The sequence below is a fragment of the Clostridium sp. OM05-6BH genome, assembly GCF_003481635.1.
In the GTDB taxonomy this organism is placed as follows: domain Bacteria; phylum Bacillota; class Clostridia; order Lachnospirales; family Lachnospiraceae; genus Butyribacter.
The window spans coordinates 17,946-37,744 of record NZ_QULH01000005.1 but is presented as its reverse complement, the minus strand read 5'-3'; the positions used below and the strand labels follow the sequence as shown (position 1 = coordinate 37,744).

Genomic DNA, 19,799 nt, shown 5'->3' with positions numbered 1-19,799 from the left:
TCAATCACCTTATCCTATCTGAAAAACCTTGTCAAGGCCTGTCTTGATCAGCAAATCAAGCAGGGCAATGATAATACCCAAAATAACCGTACTAACTACAACTGCTGTAGTCTCTTTCGTGATCGTTTCCTTATCCGGCCAGATAATTCTGCGAAACTCTGCTTTCAGTCCTTGCAGACGGCTCTTTTTCTTAGAAGCCGTGGCGGTCTTTGCGGTCTTTTTTGGTTCGTCCTGCATTACTTCTTCTTTATTCTCAGAATTTGCCATCGTTCAACCTCATTCCTTTCCATTCACGCGGGAAACGATTATTTCGTCTCTTTGTGTAATGTGTGTCTTCTACAGAATCTGCAATACTTCTTCGTTTCCATACGATCCGGATGATTTCTCTTCTCCTTCGTCGTATCGTAATTACGCTGTTTGCACTCTGTGCATTCCAAAGTAATCTTTACTCTCACGGCTTTCACCTCCATTAAATTATTGGCGCCCGAATTTTGGGCATAAAAAAAAGACTGTTACATCGCCCATCTACTATAGCACAGAACAGGTTGTCCGTCAAGAAAAATTCTACATAAATTCAGAAATTTAGGGAGGATACGGGATTTTTCTTTCTCGTATCCTCCTATTCTGTCTATATACACGCATGCTCCCCGACGCTTATGCTTTTATACTGCCTCTTCAAACTGTGAGTTATACAGATTTGCATAAAAACCATTCGCCGCTAACAAGGTATCATGGTCACCCTGCTCAATAATATCGCCATCTTTCATCACTAAGATAAGATCTGCATTGCGAATTGTTGATAAACGATGCGCGATCACAAAACTTGTGCGCCCCTTCATCAGATTGTCCATCGCCTTTTGGATCTCGATCTCCGTACGCGTATCAACCGAAGAGGTTGCCTCATCCAAAATAAGGATCTTATTATCCGCCAAGATTGCACGTGCAATCGTGAGAAGCTGCTTTTGTCCTTGTGACACATTGCTTGCATCTTCGTTGAGCTCCATCTGATATCCGCCCGGCAGTGTCTGAATGAAGTGATGTGCCCGCGCCGCTTTTGCCGCTGCAATGACCTCTTCATCAGTAGCATCCAAACGGCCATAGCGAATATTTTCCATGATCGTACCCTTAAACAGCCATGTATCCTGCAGCACCATTCCGAACGCATCTCGCAGATCACGACGATTGAAATCGCGGATATCTCGGTCATTCAGCCGTATACTTCCCCGATCTACATCATAAAATCGCATTAGTAATTTCACCATCGTCGTCTTACCGGCTCCGGTCGGACCAACGATCGCAATCTTCTGTCCCGGTTCTACATGTGCACTAAAATCATGAATGATCGGCTGCTCCGGCTGATACCCGAATCCTACGTGGTCAAAGGTAACCTCACCGGTTACTTTAGAAATATCTGCCGGCTGTTCTGCAAGCTGTATCTCCTCTTCTTCCTCCAAAAATTCAAATACACGTTCCGATGCCGCAGACATCGACTGCACCATATTGATAACCTGTGCAATCTGCTGAATCGGCTGCGTAAAGTTCTTGACATATTGGATAAATGCCTGAATATCGCCAATGGTGATCACGTTTTTGATGGCAAGCAGTCCACCGGTCAATGCAACGCACGCATAGCCCAGATTGCCGACAAACATCATGATCGGCTGCATCATACCTGACAAAAACTGTGATTTCCATGCCGAATTATACAAAATACGGTTTGTGCGTTCAAATTCCTCTATTGTTTCTTTTTCGTGGTTAAATGCTTTGACAACCAAATGCCCACCATATACTTCTTCTACCTGACCATTAATATGTCCCAGATATTCCTGCTGTGCGTGGAAATATTTTTGAGATTTTCTGGTTACCAATGCGATCAATCCCATCGAGATCGGCAGTATGATCAAGGCGATCAATGTCATCAACGGTGAAATGCTCAACATCATGACCAGCACACCTATCAGCGTTGCAACGGACGTAATGATCGTTGTAATACTTTGATTTAATCCCTGTCCAAGTGTATCCACATCATTTGTAATGCGCGACAGCACCTCGCCGTAAGTACGACTCTCAAAATACTTCATTGGCATACGATTAATCTTTTCGGAAATTTCCCGGCGCAGTCTGTAACAGACTTTCTGGGTGATCCCGGTCATGATCCATCCCTGCACAAAACTAAACAATGCACTTGCCAAATACAGTGCCAACACGATGAGCAGGATCAATCCGATTTTATGAAAATCTATGCTTCCGGTGCCTTGGATCTTTTTCATCAGCCCTTCCGAAAGTGCTGTCGTTGCTTTACCAAGTATTTTAGGACCTGCCACATTGAATATAGTAGAAAACGCTGCAAAGAGCATCACTATAAAAATGCCGATCTTATATTTTGCAATGTACTGCATCAACTTTTTGACGGATTTCTTCAGATCTTTTGGCTTTTCGCCCGGCTGCATACCGCGTCCCATCGGGCCTCTCCGCTGTGGTCTTTGTGTTAATTTTCGATTCTCACTCATTCATTGTCACCTCGCTTTCTTCCATTCCAAGTTCGCTGGCAGACAACTGAGATTCTGCAATCTGTCGATACACCTCACAGTGTTCCAGCAATTCTTCATGTGTTCCCTTCCCTACAATTCGTCCTTCATCCAATACCAAAATCTGCTCTGCATGCAGAATCGTACTGATTCTCTGTGCTACAATAATTATGGTACTGTCTGTTACATTCTCGCTAAGTGCCCCACGAAGCGCAGCATCCGTCTTGAGATCCAATGCCGAAAAACTATCATCAAAAATACAGATCTTCGGATTCTTGGCGATTGCTCTTGCAATTGCCAATCTCTGTTTTTGTCCACCGGAAACATTCGAACCGCCCTGTGCGATCGCACTGTCATAGCGTTCTTCCTTGACATCAATAAACTCTGTTGCCTGCGCTATATCCGCTGCACGTTCGATTTCTTCCTCGGTGGCATCACCTTTACCAAAGCGCAAATTGGAGGCAATGGTTCCCGAAAATAAAATTCCTTTCTGTGGCACATAACCAATCTCCTCACGCAGATCCGACATCGCGATTCGACGGATATCTTTGCCATCCAACGTGATCTTTCCATCGGTAACATCATACAAACGTGGGATCAGATTCACTAATGTCGATTTTCCACAACCGGTGCTTCCGATAATTGCGGTTGTTTTGCCCGGTTCTGCGACAAAATCTATGTCATGAAGTACATCCTCTGTTGCGCCCGGATAACGGAAACATACGTGTTCAAAAGCAATGCGTCCGTTATGCGTTGTAAGTGTTTCCGGCTCATCGATATCAACAATTGAAGATTCTGTCTGAATGACCTCATCAATACGCTCTGCTGCAACGGCGGCACGCGGCAGCATGATCGACATCATTGTCAGCATCAGGAATGACATCACGATCATCATCGCATACGTGATGAAAGCAGTCATTGCTCCTACCTGCATACTTCCCGCATCAATCTTTTTGGCACCAAACCAAACAATGCCAACCGTCAAAACGTTCATGATCATCATCATACCCGGCATCATAAACGTCATCACACGATTCGTAAACAACGTCGTTTTGGTGAGGTCTTTGTTAGCTGCATCGAAACGCTCTTCCTCTGTGTCCTCCCGACCAAATGCACGAATAACGGAAAGTCCTGTAAGGATCTCTCGAGAGACCAGATTGATTCGATCCACTAATTTTTGCATCAACTTAAATTTTGGCATGGCCGACGACATGAGTAACAGCACATAGCTGATAATAACGATAATCGCAAGAACAATGATCCATCCCATTCCGGCACCTGTCTGTACCACTTTCAGAACACCGCCAATGCCTAGTATCGGCGCATACGCAACCATCCTAAGAAGCATTACCGATACCATTTGAATCTGTTGAATATCATTCGTACTTCTCGTAATAAGGGAAGCCGTTGAGAAACGATCCATTTCTGCATTGGAAAATCCAACGACTTTTTTGAACACATTTTCTCGCAGCGTCATACCAATTCCGGCAGCTACTTTGGAGGCAAAGAAACCAACTAGTACGGTAACAACTCCCATCAGCAATGCCATTCCAACCATTTTCAGGCCGGCATATACTAAGTATGTTTTTTGTATTTTATCCACATCGACGCCTGCCGCTTTGTCACAGGCAATCGCATAGGCAATGCCTGTTGTCTTGACCAACGAACTGCCCATTGTGTCGATCGTGTTTTTCATGCTGTCTCTCGTAGAAAACAGCGTCTTTTCGTCGAGCATTCCGTTTTTTTGCATAGCGATAAATACCGGACGCACATCGACACATTGTACCATTTTGGAATTTCCATCAGAGTCTTCTTTCTTTTGGCGGAAACGATGCAGTTTCACACCCATAAATTTCTCGATCTGATCTACGCTAAGTCCGGACTGATTCTTTGATGATCGTCCTACTTTTGCACTATTGCCATTCTGGCTGCCGACATCTTTGCCGCCTTGACTCGCTGCGTCATTCTGGCTGCCGTTATTTTTGCTTCCGGATGCCATCTGGCTCGCCACCATTTTTTCGAAGGTTTTCTCCTCCATGGCACTCATTTGATAATTCATGATCAGCGGCAGCGCAAGCTGTTCGTCTAACTCCTCTAATCTGTCCTGCGACAAATTTTTCAACACCTTTGTGTCGCCTTTCTTCACATAAATATCATTCCAAATGCGCTTTTCCTGATCCGTCATGATAAACTGCGCAGTTTGAAATTCCTCTTCCTGAATCTTCTCCGGCATCACATGCTCGACGCCATGATTTTGGATTCCCACATCGATAATGTCCGACGTGTACGATGGAAGAGATAGGTCGCACCATGCCTGCACAACCAACAGACCAATGATTGCGATCACGATCTTCCAATACGGAATCATGTTTTTAAATATTTTACTCATCGTCGTTTTCCTTTCTGTTCTTCCATTTTCTACAGGAAATTTCTTCCTGTGCTGCAATATAAACATCATTCAGATAGCAAAGAAGACGTTCTCCTTCTTCTTGGTCAACCCGTTTGCCAACAGCATCCGAAAAATCCTTCATGATCTTTTCCGCCTGCTGCATTATCGCAATGCCCTCCTCTGTCATGACAACATAGGTATTGCGACGATCCTCCGGATTCACAACACGTTCCACATATCCTTTCTGCTCCAGTCCCCGCAGCGTCCGCGATATCGCCGAGGGCTTCACGCACGCTCTCTTGATCAATTCCGACACGGAAATCCGACGATCATCTTCTGCTTTCATTGCAATCAGCATCGTAAGATACTCCATTCGGCTGATTCCAGGCAGCATATCACTAATATTCAGCTTACGAAACTGATTCATAATGCGGAACATTTTCTCATGATACTTTGTCATATGCTCCAGTCTCCTCCAATTCATTAACATTGTTAATTATTATGCGCGTTAAATAATAACACCCCATTCTTTCACTGTCAACCAAATGTTCTTCAACTTTAGAAAGATTTTAGAAACCAAACTTCCCATACCGCCTTATCTCAGACAACCACATACTACTTATTATGTCACAAAACTAATAGCTATTTTGCAGCCAACAAAGTAAATTATCCTGTCATCAAAAAAACAATAGCAATTGCTGCAGAGCGCGGAGTTTTCGCGTGATTTCTTATTTTGTCAAGTCTCTGATGAATACATGCCCAGAGGATTGTCTGAGATGTCCCGGTTTAGCAAGGTATCATCAATTTTTGGACGGGACGCTTTCGCTACGATGCTCTACGTCACGTTACTTAATGTCTCTGAAATACGAGACATAAGTAACGACGAGCGCAAAGTCCCTTTCAAAAATGATGAATACCTTGCTTCCGGGACTTCGAGTTTCCGAAGGGCATGTAAATCAATCATCAGAGACAACAAAATCTAGAAATCACTGTGAAAACTAATTGCGGCAAAGCAATTGCTATCGTTTCTTGATGGCAGGACTCACTATCTAGCGGCTGCAAAATACTTAGTATTCTTTGACATAATAAGTAATATGTGGTTTGATAATAACCTCCGGTATGGGAAGTTAGAGTTAGAAACAAAAAGGACTTCGCAAAATTGCGAAGTCCTTGTAAGTGCTATTGGGCAACACCATCCAGATCTCCTGTTTCGGAAGATTGAATTGTTACTATTAGTTTATGCGGCAGACAAATAATCGTTTCTCCATTGCTCCGGATCCCTTTATGATGTACACAGATCTTGTCCGGACAATCTGCCTTTTTCATGAAAACTTTCCCATCTTTTATCTGCACTGTATTCGTGTGGCCCCCATCCGACGGCACATCCACCGTCGCATCTTCCTTCAGCGAAAGTGTCTTATATACATTACCATCAACGGTAATCTCCACAATCGCTGCTCTTCCTGTCGATGCAAAATAGAGCCGATACACGCCAAAACTCACCAACGCAAGCATTAGCGCAATACCTACTATCATATAATCTGCTTTCTTCACACTACTTCTCCATGAGCTCGCCATACTAGCAATAATAGTTAAACAGCATACCGCTGTAGAGGGATGTTGTATAGGCATATCCCACTGCCGGCTTGCTCGTATTAGGATAGCTCACTAATGTTTTGTCAACATATTCCATAGGATCCAGCTTAACATAATTCATCTTTGCAAGCATTCTGCTGCTCAATCGGGATCCTGCTCCAAACAATTCTTGAAAGGAATCGTCCATAGCCGACTGTTCTGCCAGATAATCATCCATTTCCAAATATCCCTGATCATTAAAGGTCAGACCACAGGATTCCAAGTCTGACTGGAAAGGCATCAATACACTTTGCATTTCACGCACAAGTTTCGGTGTATGTCCGCTCTTCTCTGCATAATTCCAAGAGCTGTCAATCATCTGGTTATAATGATCCAAAACGTTTCTCACACCATTGATAATCTTATCACTATCCGGTGTGTATGTGATCTGTGCCGGTTGTTCCGAAATACGTTTCATCTGTATCTGTAAACTTCCCGCAAGCTTAAATTGATTGGACATGGAATGTTTCTCCACACCATTGATCTCAAATGATGCATTTTCCGGATTCTGAACAATCCGATTTAACCCATAGTATGAAGTAATTCCCTCGGAATGCTGTCCGTCAGGTCGATCTTCAAACGATAATATCGGCTTCCCATCCGGGCTTCCTGTCATATCCGTTGAAATCCTCATTGCGATCTTACCGGCTTCTCTCGAAACCGGCTGTGCCTGAATGCCTATTCTCGCTTTCGTAATGAAATCCGCCAGTCCACCGATCACCTCTCCGTGTCTGGCATCTTTCTTAATATTATATTGAAAATCATAGGAATCATCATTCACTCGGATCCGAAAGCGGTACAATCCCTCTTCCAGGCTCCTGCTGGAATCATAAAACTCTTTGCTCACATTGACCTGCTGCTTCGCTAAACCGTGCACTTCCATCGAAAACGGTGACGGCAGCTTCTCATAATCTTCCGTATCAATATTCACCGATACATCCCCAGCCTGCGAAGAGACTGCCTTCCGTCCACCAAAGACTGAACTTTCATCTTCTGTCATCAAATCCTCAAATGCATCATGCAAAGCAATGGAGGACTCTTTCACATTCAAGGCATATGCCTGTTTGTCATCAGAAAGTTTTACGAGATAGATTGGTGAGGACTTTGTACGTTTCGCAATGTCGCGCACAATGGAACGAAGTTCTGATGTCTTATGCGCACCATACTTCGAAGCTGCCGGTTTCGTGTTATATCCGGTCATGAGATAATTATATACATTTAAATCCATCGCCATACCGCATCTCTCCTTTCCCTGGAATCTTACAATGAGACATCCTTGCCTCTGCATCGGTCAAACATCTTACTCCGCAGTACTCCTGAAAGTCTGCCACTATTTATTTTATTATACGTAGCAACCCAAAGGACTGTCAATTGGTAAACCTGCACAAATAAATACTACAATTGGATCCGCTTAATTTTCATATGCAATCTTTTCCTGATGCTGCATCGGATAACGAATCAGTTGATCCCGTTCTAACATATCCGGTCTCATACGAACTGCTGTAATCTGCCGATTTTCATATGTTGTGTAATAAAAGATTCCCTGAGATGCATTACAGCAGGACGTATAGATGGTATACTCATATTCACCATCCCTCACCTCACAGCATCCTTTTTGCTGCGAAATTGTTTCCATTATGTGAAAATATTGACCCACCTGTGATTCCTCTGTCTCACCACTGATCGCATTTAATTTTGTAAATGCTACTCTGACAAAACGGGATGTCGACGATAGATCTCCCGGCAGACCGAGTGCTCCCATTCCTCGGCTGTAGGTGTCAAGAACGCCGGGTGCCAAATGATTTTCAGGCTGTTTTGGGGATAATTGCATATAATTGTTCAGGAAAAACATCTGCTTGTCAAAAGGCGGATTGTTGGTAAGTACCCCAACCGGGTTGTCATAAATACGCAGACCTTCTTCCACCATCTCCACGGTGATCGACTGCTTTTCATCCGCAATAAGCCAATGCAGGGAGGATGCGGGATATTTGCCGGCAAATGTCTCCCCAATCAGATTAAGACCGATCAGATAGTCTCTCACCTGTTCCACACTCTCACAAGCCCCCAATACCCACGGAATAAACTCATATGTCGCGACATTTTTGGCATTTTCCTCATATTCTCCATAGCAGGCATTCCCAACAAAATTCAATCCTGCCATTCCCAGACCTTTTTCATTTACTGCTTCATAATATAATGGATATTCCTCTGCGACGTGTGCCATTCCTATCATGGCATAATGCGTTGTGCATTCTCCCATATATGCATACGAAAACTGATAATGCCGCGGTGTGATAACCACCTCTTCACCATATGAACTCTCATAATCTAATGTTCTTCCAAAATAGAAATCCTTTGCTTTATACGATATTGCAGTACACATACAACCACTCCTCTCTATGACATATAATTTACTGAAACTTCCCACACCTCATTATCTCACACAACCACATATTGCTTATTATGTCAAAGCATGCTAAGTGTTTTGCAGCCACAATATAGCGGCTTCTGCCGACAGAATGCATTTCCAACCGGATACTGCCCCCGGCACAAAACGTTATCGTTGTATAATGATACTTCTTCTGCGCAAAAGTTTTAGTTATATGATACGTGGGATTGGCACATTTTGCAAGATTATTCATACAGTAAGGTAAGACACATGAAACCATCTTTTTACAATTATCGATTATGCCGCTGCAACAAGCGGCAGAACGGAGGTTACTATGGCACGTTTTACAAATCAGGCACAGCTACGCTACGGTAATGCTGTGACCAATTCCAACGTTGCAGTTGGTGAAATTTTGGAAGTTTTATCTGCTACCAAGACCGCTGTAAAAACCACTTACGGACAAAATGACACTGTCACCTATATTATCAGCATTGTCAATTCCGGTGCAACAGCATTCAACGGACTTACTTTAACGGATGATCTTGGTGCTTACACATTTGGTACCGGTACAGTTACACCTCTTACCTATATTCCGGGAACCATAAATTATTATATCAATGGAACGCTTCAGACTGCTCCTACAGTTGAAGCCGGGCCGCCACTGACTGTATCCGGTATTAGCGTCCCTGCAAACGGCAATGCAACGATTATTTACGAAACAGCCGTAAATGAATTTGCGCCGTTTGCAACCGGTTCGGATGTTGTAAACACCGCAAGAATTACCGGTGGCGGCATTACGCCGATCACAATCTCCGAAACAATCGCTGCGGAAAGCACGCCTATCCTTAACATTACCAAATCTGTCAGCCCGGTCCCTGTTACCGAAAACGGCATTTTAACTTACACTTTCCTGATTCAGAATATGGGAAGTGCACCTGGTACCGTCACAACAGGTGCCACGATCACGGATACGTTCAATCCGATCTTATCCGGTCTGACCGTAACCTTCAACGGAACCGCATGGACTGCGCCGACTAATTACACGTACAACGAAACAACCGGTTTGTTTGCCACTGCCGCTGGTCAGATCACGGTGCCTGCTGCCACCTTTACGCAGGATCCGGAAACGGGGGCTTGGATTACAACACCCGGTGTTAGCACATTAGTTGTCACAGGCACGATCTAGCGATAGCCTTCAAGCTTTTGATGTGCTTCCGGCACGATCTAACAATAGTATTCAAACCCTTGATGTGCTTCCTTCTTTCGAACACTACTTTCACTAAAAAGAGCAAAACCAGCGTTTTGCTTTTATCACGCTACATAACACCCTAATCCTATCAATTAAAAAGGGGCTGCGCACTAATTGCTTAGTGCGACAGCCCCTTTGTCTTATCCTATATTACCGTTTGCAATACTTACGTATTGCGATCATTGCCGGCAAACTATTATTTTGCACGGCCACAGCAATATTTGTATTTCTTCCCGGATCCGCATGGACATGGCTCATTACGCCCAACCTTGCGCTCCTTAACAATTGTACCGGACTTTTTCTGCTCACGATAAAGCTCCTTGCGTCGCTCCGGTGTCAACAGCTCATCCCACTCCGGCAGTTCATATAACCAATCAGCACCCGCTTCTACCATATGATAATATAAGCTTTCCAAATCAATCGGCAATTTTACAACCGTGTCAGCTTCCATTTCCTCGATTGGGTTCGGTTCTTTCAAGCTTTCATTGATTCCATCTAAGAAACCTACCATATAATTCAATTCCATGCCGTATTTATCTGCTAATTCCTGAACAGTACCGGATACCACTTCCTCCGGAGCCGCAAGTAACTGCTGATAAATGGCTTTTTCCTGCTCGAAATACTTATCCCAAATTGCTTTTCCCTCTTTGGAGTTCAATTCTACGCCATATGCGTACTCTCTCCATTCCTGTAATAATCCCATAATTTCCTCCGATTTCTACTGCTGCCTGCTCTGGTTTCCACCGAAAAGACAGCGAATTTTCTTCTTGTGCGATTACTCGTCCACGCAGCTACACGCCTGACAACGTTTCATCCCTGTAGCATTATACCTGTTTTCTCGGCAGAAGTCCACACTTTTTGATATTCCACTGCATAGACTGCATAGATACTCGCAAACCATGACATCGCGCTCATTGACGAACAAATCCTAAAACAGCTCTCTACTTCTGTTCCGGCCGTATCCAAGTCCCGCTCGCTTTCTTATGTTTCCACGAGTCTTTGGATGCCTGATATCCTGTCACCGTCATTACCTGATAATCACTCTCCGTCTTCAGCGAGCGATAAATCTTTTTGAGTGCAACCCACTGGCGATTATGCTTAGGATCACCGGAATCTCCCAAAAATACTGCATCTTTCTGTTTGTCATATAAAAAGACGGTAACATAATGCCCCGGTGTATTTTTCCAATAGCAAGCTGAGTTACTGCTGCTGACAAGTACAATCGCTGAGTCATTGGACGCGATCATCTTTTGAAATTGGCGATACGATGTCGGTTTGCGTCGCAGGGATACCTCAAAGCCAAGACTCTGCATAGCACTTTCCATATACTCCCAGGCAACTGCACCGCCACCACCGTAAATCGTATTCCTCTTGGTATACTTATAAATATCTACTGGAGAAGCCTCATAGGTTGTCTGCGTTGAATAGATATTGGCCATACAACAAAATCCACAGCCGAACGCACCAAATTTGCCACCGTCATAATAAGTCTCTGCCCATTTCCCGGACCAAGTCAAACGTTTACCCCAAGACTTCGGCCCCTGCAAAAACGTATACACTGCATCCTCCGGTTTTACCACGTTGTTCTGTCCTGCTGTTTGGATAGATTTTCCTGCTGTTTGCGGCATATCTCCCGTGCTGTTTTTATCCCCGACATTTTTAACAGCCCCGGTCTGCTTCCCGCCACTTGCCGTTATTTTCTGTGCGGACTTTCCTTTATCTGTCTGAGAAGCTGTCACACGCAGAGCAAGTCCCACGACCACAACTACCGCCAGCAATACAACGAAGACACTTTCTTTCCAATAGTTCATACGTCCGCATTTCAGTTCATCCCACTTGTTTCTTAATAACCTCATCTTTCACCTTCCTACCGTTATCTGCTTCCGGATTTTTCACTTTCTAACTGTCACTTACCGTGCAAAGCTCCTGCTTTATCACCGTCTACTCGTTACTCGGCTTTTCACTTTCTAACTGTCACTTACCGTGCAAAGCTCTTACCTTATCACCGTCTACTCGCTACTCGGCTTTTCACTTTCCAACTGTGACTTACCGTGCAAAGCTCCTGCCTTATCACCGTCTACTCGTCACTCAAATATCTCGTCTTTCACCTTCCATACAGATACATCATCTTTTTGCCAGACTACATCTGCCACTTCATACAATCCATTCACGTCAACATTATACGTGCCATACTCTTGATTGCTCAAATAAATATAATTGACATCATACTTACGGAACAACTCCTTAGCACTCGCCGGACTCGTATACATCGTTTCGACGTCCTGTTCATTTTGCTGATAGTTCAAACCATGATAATACAAAAACGAAGAGGAACCACACACGATACTGCGTCCTGTCAACGCCGGGACCGGACTGTTATGAGCCGTTGATGTCAAGATCACATCCCACGGCGTAGTTTCGTCCTCAATATATCGACACGCTTTTACCGCTGGTGCGGTATATAATTCATAATCAGATACCCATTCCCGGCCCATCGTCAAAAAGCCGGATATTGCACTAACAAATAACAGGCAGGCACCCAAAAGCACTACACCAGCCTTTCCGATAGCACTGCACCAATACACAGCGCCGTACCGTTCATAAATCTGAACTAACGCATCTGCCGCGATTCCGCATATAAAGACCGCTCCAACAAACAACAATTTATTGTTATCATAGTCATTCGGCTGGAAAGCCGCAAGCTCAGCCACAAACCAAATCAACAAGTATGGTGCACCTATCTTTAGGTTTCTCGCACTGACCACAAAGGAGGACAGCAAAAGCAGCACAAATGGCAATCCAAGATTTTTAAGATAAAATACGATATACTGATCACCATTATTGGACCAATTGAAATGACTGCGCACAAAATTATCGCCGGAGGCCTGTGAAAATGTCCACATAAATAACTGTGGAAGTGCAAATATCAATACTAAGATCAAAAAAATGCCCCACGTAAATGCCAAACGTTTCCACAATCTATTTTGCAGATAACGCACCAACTTGTATCCCAAAAACAGGACAAACAGTGCAACCCCAATGATCATTATCGCTAATCCATGTTTGTCTGCAAACTCATTCGAGCGGTTGATCATCTGCATCACGCTAAAGAACGCCAGTCCAATATAAAGAGCATATCGAATCCAGCTGTCTGATACCGTTGCCGCTGCATCAGCACTTGAGCTTCCCATGCGATTTCTGGTTGACGCAGACACGTTTGCACTTCTTCGACCAGAAGATGTTACTTTGCCATTTCTGCGTCCAGAAGATGTCGCTTTGCTATTTCTACGTCCAGAAGATGTCGCTTTGCCATTTCTTCGGCCAGATTCCCTGCTCGCTGACGCTTTTCGCCCAAGTGCAATTCTTTCTGATTCAAAAAGACTATTTTCTGTCAAATCCAACAGCAGCCATACCGCACATATCATCCCCAGCGCCAAAAACGAATGTGTATGGATCATTGGAAGCGCACCAGCCGCCACGCCCGCCATAACAAACAATTTCTTTTTGCGCTCCGCTATCGCCCGGAACAAAAACGCCAACAGTGGAAACAATATAGACCAGCCAAATAATGTCGCACGCTGCGGGATCAGCATGTCAACCATAACCTGTACCCAGCGCAGATTTTTATCCAAATAATTCGTTGGTGTCATATAAAATTCCGTAAAGATTTTATGTATCTTTTCTGCATTGTCAAAATACACAAAGCCTAGTCCACCATTCCAAAAGAATAGTATCCAAGCGATCAACGCTGTCGCTGATCTGCCAAGCCAATATTTGATCAAGCAGTAAAATCCCACAAACACCTGCAAAATTGCTCCGAGCATCGGCAAAACGTACGCCAGCCGTAGACTTGCGCCCATCAGATACAAACTGGAACTAACACTGTCGCACAGAAACGGATAGGATAATTTATGCCCCGGCAGCAAAGAATACTCCGGCGGAAACGTCTGCTGATTTGCAATACTGGTAATAAAGCTAAAATGCATATTCATATCGCCGTAGGTGGACTGCCCCGTGTGCATACTGCCATCAGCATTTCCTACGATTGTATGTGTATACAGACAATAGCAAAAAAAGACAAATGTAACTGCCATCAGGATCCAAACCGGATTTTCCCGGAACAAACGTTTCCATTCGTTCACCTTCCGATATGGATGCTGCTGTAGTGAAGATTCTGAACAATGGCATCTCCAACCAACCAGCACACATAGAACTATCTGTAATAGCAGAGCCAATACATGTGCTGTCATCGAAAAATCAAACGCAAAGGCAAAAAGCAAAGGAAACCATTGTAATGCCAAGACACCGGCGACACTTCCCACCAGATACTGCATCACAATACTATATCGTTCTTTGCACAAAAGTTTTCTGCCAATATACATTCCACTGCCCAGAAACAACGCATAATAACCTACCGCTAAAACTGCCCCTGTCACTCCATTTCCATCAAACATACTTTATACTCATCCTCACTTTAATCACTATTCATCACTCTGCGCCAAGACAGCCAAAAAGCAAGGCAATCCCGTTATCTCCATGCACAGAGAGAAACTCCGTTTCATATAAACATCAGAATACCGTAGTTTCATTTCTTTGTCAAACAGCTTGCCAGACCGGCTCTTTCCATTCTTTGGCACACAGCTTGCCAGACCGGCTCTTTCCATTCTTTGGCACAGAGCTTGCCAGACCGGCTCTTTCCATTCTTTGGCATAATAAAAAACCCTTAAGCGAGACCGGGATATTTGCCCTGTCCGCTTAAGGGGAAACACTTTAATATGCTCTTTTGTTATTACAGAGTAATGTCAACACTTGTTGTACCTGCTGCTGCCTCAACAGTCTTGCCTGCTACAGTAATCTTAAAGCTCTTGTCTGTTGCAGTGTAAGAAACAGTAACCTTATCACCATATCTTGTTGCTGCGATATCAGTAAGCTTGTTGGATTCCTGATCGTAAATAGTTGCTGTTGCAGTCTTACCATCTTCTAATCCATATACTACTGCCTCTGCATCCTGCAGATAATCATACAATACATTCATTTTGCCCTCTGCATCGAAATTACCATAAGTAACAATGCTGTTTGGACGAGCAAGAATTGGTGTCTGGAAGTAATCACATTTTCTTGTGTAATACTTACCACCTTCATATGTCTCTCCACTCTGGATGTCTGTCCATGTTCCGCAATCCGGTACATAGAACTCTGCAACGCCTTCTTCGTTCATAACCGGAACGATGCACAAGTTGTCGCCGAGCATGTACTGCTGATCCAGATACTTACAAGCAGTATCGTCAGAGAATGCGATGATCATAGAACGCATCATTGGAACACCAACCTGATGAGTCTTGTTAGCCTGTGCCCAAAGATAAGGCATCATCTTACCCTTTAATACAGTGTAGTGACGAAGTACATCACATGCCTCTGTATCGCCATCCTTATCATAAGCCCAAGGCACACGGTAAGAAGTAGATCCATGCAGACGGCTGTGTGTAGACAACAGTCCGAATGCACACCATCTCTTATATACATCAGCAGGAGCTGTAGCCTCGAATCCGCCCATATCATGGGAGAAGAAACCGAAACCGGATGAGCAGAGAGAAAGTCCACCACGAAGTGTCTCTGACATTGCAGAATACTCTGCGTAGCAGTCACCACCCCAGTGTACCGGGAACTTCTGTCCACCAACAGTCGCACTACGAGCAAAGAGACAAGCCTTGTCCTTACCATAATACTCCTCTAATGCTTCAAATACACACTTGTTATAAAGGTATGTGTAGTAGTTGTGCATCTTGATCGGATCAGATCCATCGTAATATTTTACCTTAGTAGGGATTCTCTCACCAAAGTCTGTCTTGATGTTATTAACACCCATGTCAAACAGCTTCTTCAAAAGACCCTTGAACCAAGCACAAGCCTCTGGGTTTGTGAAATCGACAATTGCCATACCAGGCTGCCACATATCACACTGGAATACGCTTCCGTCCAGATTCTTGATGAAATAGCCTTTTTCTTTACCAATATCAAACAACTTGGACTGCTGTGCAATGTATGAGTTGATCCATACACAGATCTCTAAGCCCTTGTCGTGTAGTCTCTTTAACATTCCCTCAGGATCCGGGAACATCTCATCATCCCACTCAAAGTTACACCACTCGTAACCCTTCATCCAGAAACAGTCAAAGTGGAATACCTGCAATGGGATCTTGCGCTCTGCCATACCATCGATAAAGCTGTTTACTGTCTTCTCATCATAGCTTGTTGTGAAAGAAGTAGACAACCACAGACCGAAGGAATATGCCGGTGGCAATGCAGGCTTACCTGTCAATGTTGTGTAGTTCTCTAATACATGCTCTAAGTTCTCACCACCGATAATGAAGTACTCTAACTCTTCACCCGGTACCGTAAATGTTACCTTGGAAACTGTATCGCTCATTACCTCGAAAGACACTTTGTCAGAGCTGTTGACCAATACACCATAGCTCTTAGATGAGATATAGAAAGGTACTGTCTTGTAACTCTGATCAGAACATGTACCACCATCACAGTTCCATGTCTCTACTGTCTGACCATTCTTTACGAATGGAGTGAATTTCTCACCGAAACCATAAATGCACTCACCGATGTCTGTCTTTAACTGCTCACGCAAATATGTTGTGTGAGGATCCTGTGGGTAGTTGAAGAACTGATCGTCCTCCTGTGTGTTCATGCGCGCATTTGCTGTATACTGGCTCTCGTTGATGATGGATGTAGATCTCCATGCACCGCCTGTCAAAAGCTTATCTTTGTAGTAATACTGTACTTCCCAATCATCTGCGATCTTGATCTCTACACGAGTATCGCCAGACTTCAATGTTACCTTGTCCTCTGTGCGAGTGATCTCAGGAGTATATCCTGTATCCTCGTTCAACTCATAACGAGGAATGTTGTCCAATCCTCCTCTGTAATGATCAATGTGTACCTTGATGATATTCTCTGATGTAGAAGAATATGTAATCTCAAGGTTTGGTCCGCCCAATGTCATACCACGATTCAAAACCGTATATGGTGTAGCTAATACTTTGATGGAATTCTCTGTTGTCTCCACCTTGTAAGCTTGAGAAGCGTAGTTCACATTGTAACCCTGTTTGCTTAACCAAAATCCGTCTGCTACTTTCATGTTTCGTCTCCTTTCAAAATACCTTTTCTCTAATTTTGATGATTTTATCCTCACCTGTCAGATCAGTAAGATGAGATCATCTGCTTGCGCATATCTTGCGACTTGATAGTTCTATTATACTTGCATGTATTTGTTTCGTCTATAATTATTAGGGCAATTTATAACATTATTTTGATATTTCATGCTAATTTCGGTGAGAAGTTCGCTCATGACATAAAAAAGAGCAAAGCCAGTGCTTTGCTATGCAAGAATTACTAAAGCAATTCTTGGTGATGTCACGCTGCATAACAGCATTTTCCTACTCCATAAAAAGACCGTGATCCGATCTATGATCGAATCACGGTCTCCCTTAAAACCAATGTTTTGTGTTCAAGAATTTGTTTGACTCAATTCCTTCTAATTTTCTATCGAAAATTATTTGAATTTCTTGTATCCACTCTTTTTAAGTTTCTTAATCTGAGCTTTCTTTGCCTTCTTAGACTTAGATGCAGCAGTAACTTTGATTGTCTTCTTGCATCCCTTGAATGCGCCTTTCTTTACAGAAACTTTAGCTTTCAATGTAAGTTTAGAAAGCTTCTTGCAGTTCTTGAACGCACCTGCCGGGATAGACTTGATCGTCTTACCAAGAGTAACTTTCTTAGCCTTAGCACCCTTGAATGCATTCTTGCCAAGCTTGTTGATCTTGTAAGTAGCCTTAACCTTGCTTACAGTCTTAGATACACTAGTACCTACGCTAAGTTTAGAAGCTTTCTTACCCTTCTTGGACAAGCCAACTACTGTTACAACACCCTTTGTCTTCTTAGAGCTTGTAGCTGTTGCAACCTTTGTTACCTGATATTTGAAGTTACCAGACTCGAACTTAGCACCCTTCTTGTAGCCAATTGTCTTAGCTGCTTCGAAGTTAGCGCCCTTGAGCTGGAATGAAATCTCTACGCTGCTTGTAGGAAGAGTTGTTAAAGTACTCAGTGCAGAACTTGCATCTTTTCCCTTAGGATAAGCTACATTCTTGATTCCATCATCCTCAGAATATCCATCAGCTACCATGAACTGATAATACTCATCAGCGTCCGGCTTATTAGGAAGTGAGAAACCACTCTTAACAACCTTACCATCAATCTTTAATGTTGCATTAACAGCAGTTACACCCTTCTGTGTCAAAGGAATCTGAGTTGTAACATAGAGCATGTTGAAGCCCTTAGCTGTCTTAGCATCTTTCTCAGCGCCCTTGATCGTCTTAAAGTTCACACCGGAGATAGATACTGTATAGTTCGTTCCATTTGCTTTCATTGTAGCATTAGCAATCTTAGCAGGATAAGCTTTGTACTTATCACCTGTGCTAAGTGATACCTGAGAATTATACTTAATATCCTTGCTCTTCAGACCAAGTGTGCTGTCATTCCAAGCGTTACGGAAGATGTAGTTATCCGTCTGGAATCCAAGGTATGCATCATATGTCTTCAATGCCGGTCCCTGTGTAGGAGCAGCGGTTGGCTTTGGAGTAGGTGTTACTACAGGTGCCTCAGCAGATACTTCAAATGTAACTGCGAATGTATCACCTGCGACAACCTCAACCGGATCGCCTGCGTTTGTCCATGTACCATTAGCATTTGTCATAAATGGGTTTGCTTTCTGGAACTCGTCTGCCTTACTTGCGGATGTGCTGCAGTAGTTATTAACAATACCAGCACGAAGCTTTCCTGTCACTTTATTACCATCGTTATAAACGCTTGCCTTAGACCAATCAAGTGTCTGCTTTACTTTACCGTCAGCACCAGTGATCGTGATAGTCTTAGGCTTTACAGAAAATGTGCTAGGTACAACATAATTCTTCTTGCCGGATACATCCTTTGCACCCAAAGTACCAAACTCAATTCCAAGATATTTTGCCTCTGTCAAAAGGTCATCTGCGTCATCCTCTGCTACTGCAGATACTGTATATGTGCCTGTCGTAGAGATGGCTCCTGAAGATGCTACAAAACCACCATTAACCTCTTCTGTCTCGCCTGTTGCAAGCTTGTAAGTATCATCAACCTGCTTAAGAGCACCTGTGCTGTCCTTTACAACTCTGTCTGTTGTGTTGAAAATCTTACTGTTATTCTGCACAAGATATGCAGTAAATTCTGGTGCGATCTTAGTTGCATCTGCAGCTTTAGACTTCTCACCAGTCACACCAGCACCTAAAGAAACAACCATAGCTGCTGTGAGAATCATAGAGAGTATACTCTTTGACTGTTTTCTCATGAATATTTTCCTCCTTTTCATTTTGCAATGTTTTGGTCAAACATTGACAAGTTCTTGAACATTCTGGTCAGGATATCATACTTGAATGCTGATGTCCCCCAAATCATGTACTATTATACAAAATTTTCTTTGAAAATTCCAGCCCTTTTTCCTTTAAAAAAAAGGCTTATTTTACCTACAAAAATAGAGAATCCTCTTGATGCAGAAGCTTCTGCAAT

14 protein-coding genes are annotated in these 19,799 nt (G+C 43.4%); 1 reads left to right on the top strand and 13 read right to left on the bottom strand.

Annotation, left to right across the window (positions count from 1 at the left end; translation table 11 throughout):
- Positions 1–9 precede the first annotated feature (9 nt).
- The 8 genes from secE to bsh all read right to left on the bottom strand — a co-directional run bounded on the left by secE (position 10) and on the right by bsh (position 8,935).
- Positions 10–267 carry a preprotein translocase subunit SecE gene (gene secE / locus DXB73_RS06360; RefSeq protein WP_022025621.1) on the bottom strand — a complete coding sequence of 86 codons (258 nt, stop codon included), beginning with the start codon at positions 265–267 and terminating at the stop codon, positions 10–12.
- Between the two features lie 38 nt (positions 268–305).
- Positions 306–470, bottom strand: a complete 165-nt coding sequence (gene rpmG, locus DXB73_RS06355; protein WP_279220188.1) for a 50S ribosomal protein L33 — start codon at positions 468–470, stop codon at positions 306–308.
- A 192-nt stretch (positions 471–662) separates the two neighbouring features.
- Positions 663–2,510, bottom strand: a complete 1,848-nt coding sequence (locus DXB73_RS06350) for an ABC transporter ATP-binding protein (RefSeq protein ID WP_118690496.1) — start codon at positions 2,508–2,510, stop codon at positions 663–665.
- Positions 2,503–4,917, bottom strand: coding sequence for an ABC transporter ATP-binding protein (locus DXB73_RS06345; protein WP_118690495.1), 2,415 nt, complete (start codon positions 4,915–4,917; stop codon positions 2,503–2,505). Before DXB73_RS06345 ends, DXB73_RS06350 begins: the two co-directional genes overlap by 8 nt.
- Positions 4,910–5,377: a MarR family transcriptional regulator gene (locus tag DXB73_RS06340; RefSeq protein ID WP_022025618.1), complete on the bottom strand. Its 468-nt coding sequence runs from the start codon at positions 5,375–5,377 to the stop codon at positions 4,910–4,912. The genes DXB73_RS06345 and DXB73_RS06340 overlap by 8 nt, the downstream gene beginning before the upstream one ends.
- Positions 5,378–6,096: 719 nt before the next feature.
- Positions 6,097–6,471 carry a NusG domain II-containing protein gene (locus tag DXB73_RS06330; protein ID WP_182448209.1) on the bottom strand — a complete coding sequence of 125 codons (375 nt, stop codon included), beginning with the start codon at positions 6,469–6,471 and terminating at the stop codon, positions 6,097–6,099.
- A 25-nt stretch (positions 6,472–6,496) separates the two neighbouring features.
- Positions 6,497–7,786 carry a hypothetical protein gene (locus DXB73_RS06325; RefSeq protein ID WP_118690491.1) on the bottom strand — a complete coding sequence of 430 codons (1,290 nt, stop codon included), beginning with the start codon at positions 7,784–7,786 and terminating at the stop codon, positions 6,497–6,499.
- A 177-nt stretch (positions 7,787–7,963) separates the two neighbouring features.
- Positions 7,964–8,935, bottom strand: a complete 972-nt coding sequence (gene bsh / locus DXB73_RS06320) for a choloylglycine hydrolase (RefSeq protein ID WP_118690490.1) — start codon at positions 8,933–8,935, stop codon at positions 7,964–7,966.
- A gap of 340 nt (positions 8,936–9,275) precedes the next feature.
- On the opposite strand from bsh, the gene DXB73_RS06315 reads away from it, so the two are divergent.
- The gene (locus DXB73_RS06315) at positions 9,276–10,127 is read left to right on the top strand and encodes a hypothetical protein (protein WP_118690489.1); all 852 of its coding nucleotides are present in this window, start codon (positions 9,276–9,278) and stop codon (positions 10,125–10,127) included.
- Positions 10,128–10,386: 259 nt separating this feature from the next.
- Here DXB73_RS06315 and DXB73_RS06310 read toward each other — a convergent pair whose 3' ends face one another.
- The 5 genes from DXB73_RS06310 to DXB73_RS06290 all read right to left on the bottom strand — a co-directional run bounded on the left by DXB73_RS06310 (position 10,387) and on the right by DXB73_RS06290 (position 19,581).
- The gene (locus tag DXB73_RS06310; protein ID WP_118690488.1) at positions 10,387–10,893 is read right to left on the bottom strand and encodes an SEC-C metal-binding domain-containing protein; all 507 of its coding nucleotides are present in this window, start codon (positions 10,891–10,893) and stop codon (positions 10,387–10,389) included.
- A 238-nt stretch (positions 10,894–11,131) separates the two neighbouring features.
- Entirely contained in the window at positions 11,132–12,046 is a 915-nt protein-coding gene (locus DXB73_RS06305; RefSeq protein WP_118690487.1) for a chaperonin, read from the bottom strand.
- Positions 12,047–12,274: 228 nt separating this feature from the next.
- On the bottom strand, positions 12,275–14,644 hold the full coding sequence (locus tag DXB73_RS06300; RefSeq protein WP_118690486.1) for a hypothetical protein: 2,370 nt from the start codon (positions 14,642–14,644) through the stop codon (positions 12,275–12,277).
- 335 nt (positions 14,645–14,979) lie between these two features.
- A complete protein-coding gene (yicI, locus tag DXB73_RS06295; RefSeq protein ID WP_118690485.1) occupies positions 14,980–17,340 on the bottom strand; it encodes an alpha-xylosidase in 2,361 nt (786 codons plus the stop codon).
- A 414-nt stretch (positions 17,341–17,754) separates the two neighbouring features.
- Complete coding sequence (locus DXB73_RS06290) at positions 17,755–19,581, bottom strand: leucine-rich repeat protein (RefSeq protein ID WP_182448210.1); 1,827 nt, start codon at positions 19,579–19,581, stop codon at positions 17,755–17,757.
- Positions 19,582–19,799 lie beyond the last annotated feature (218 nt).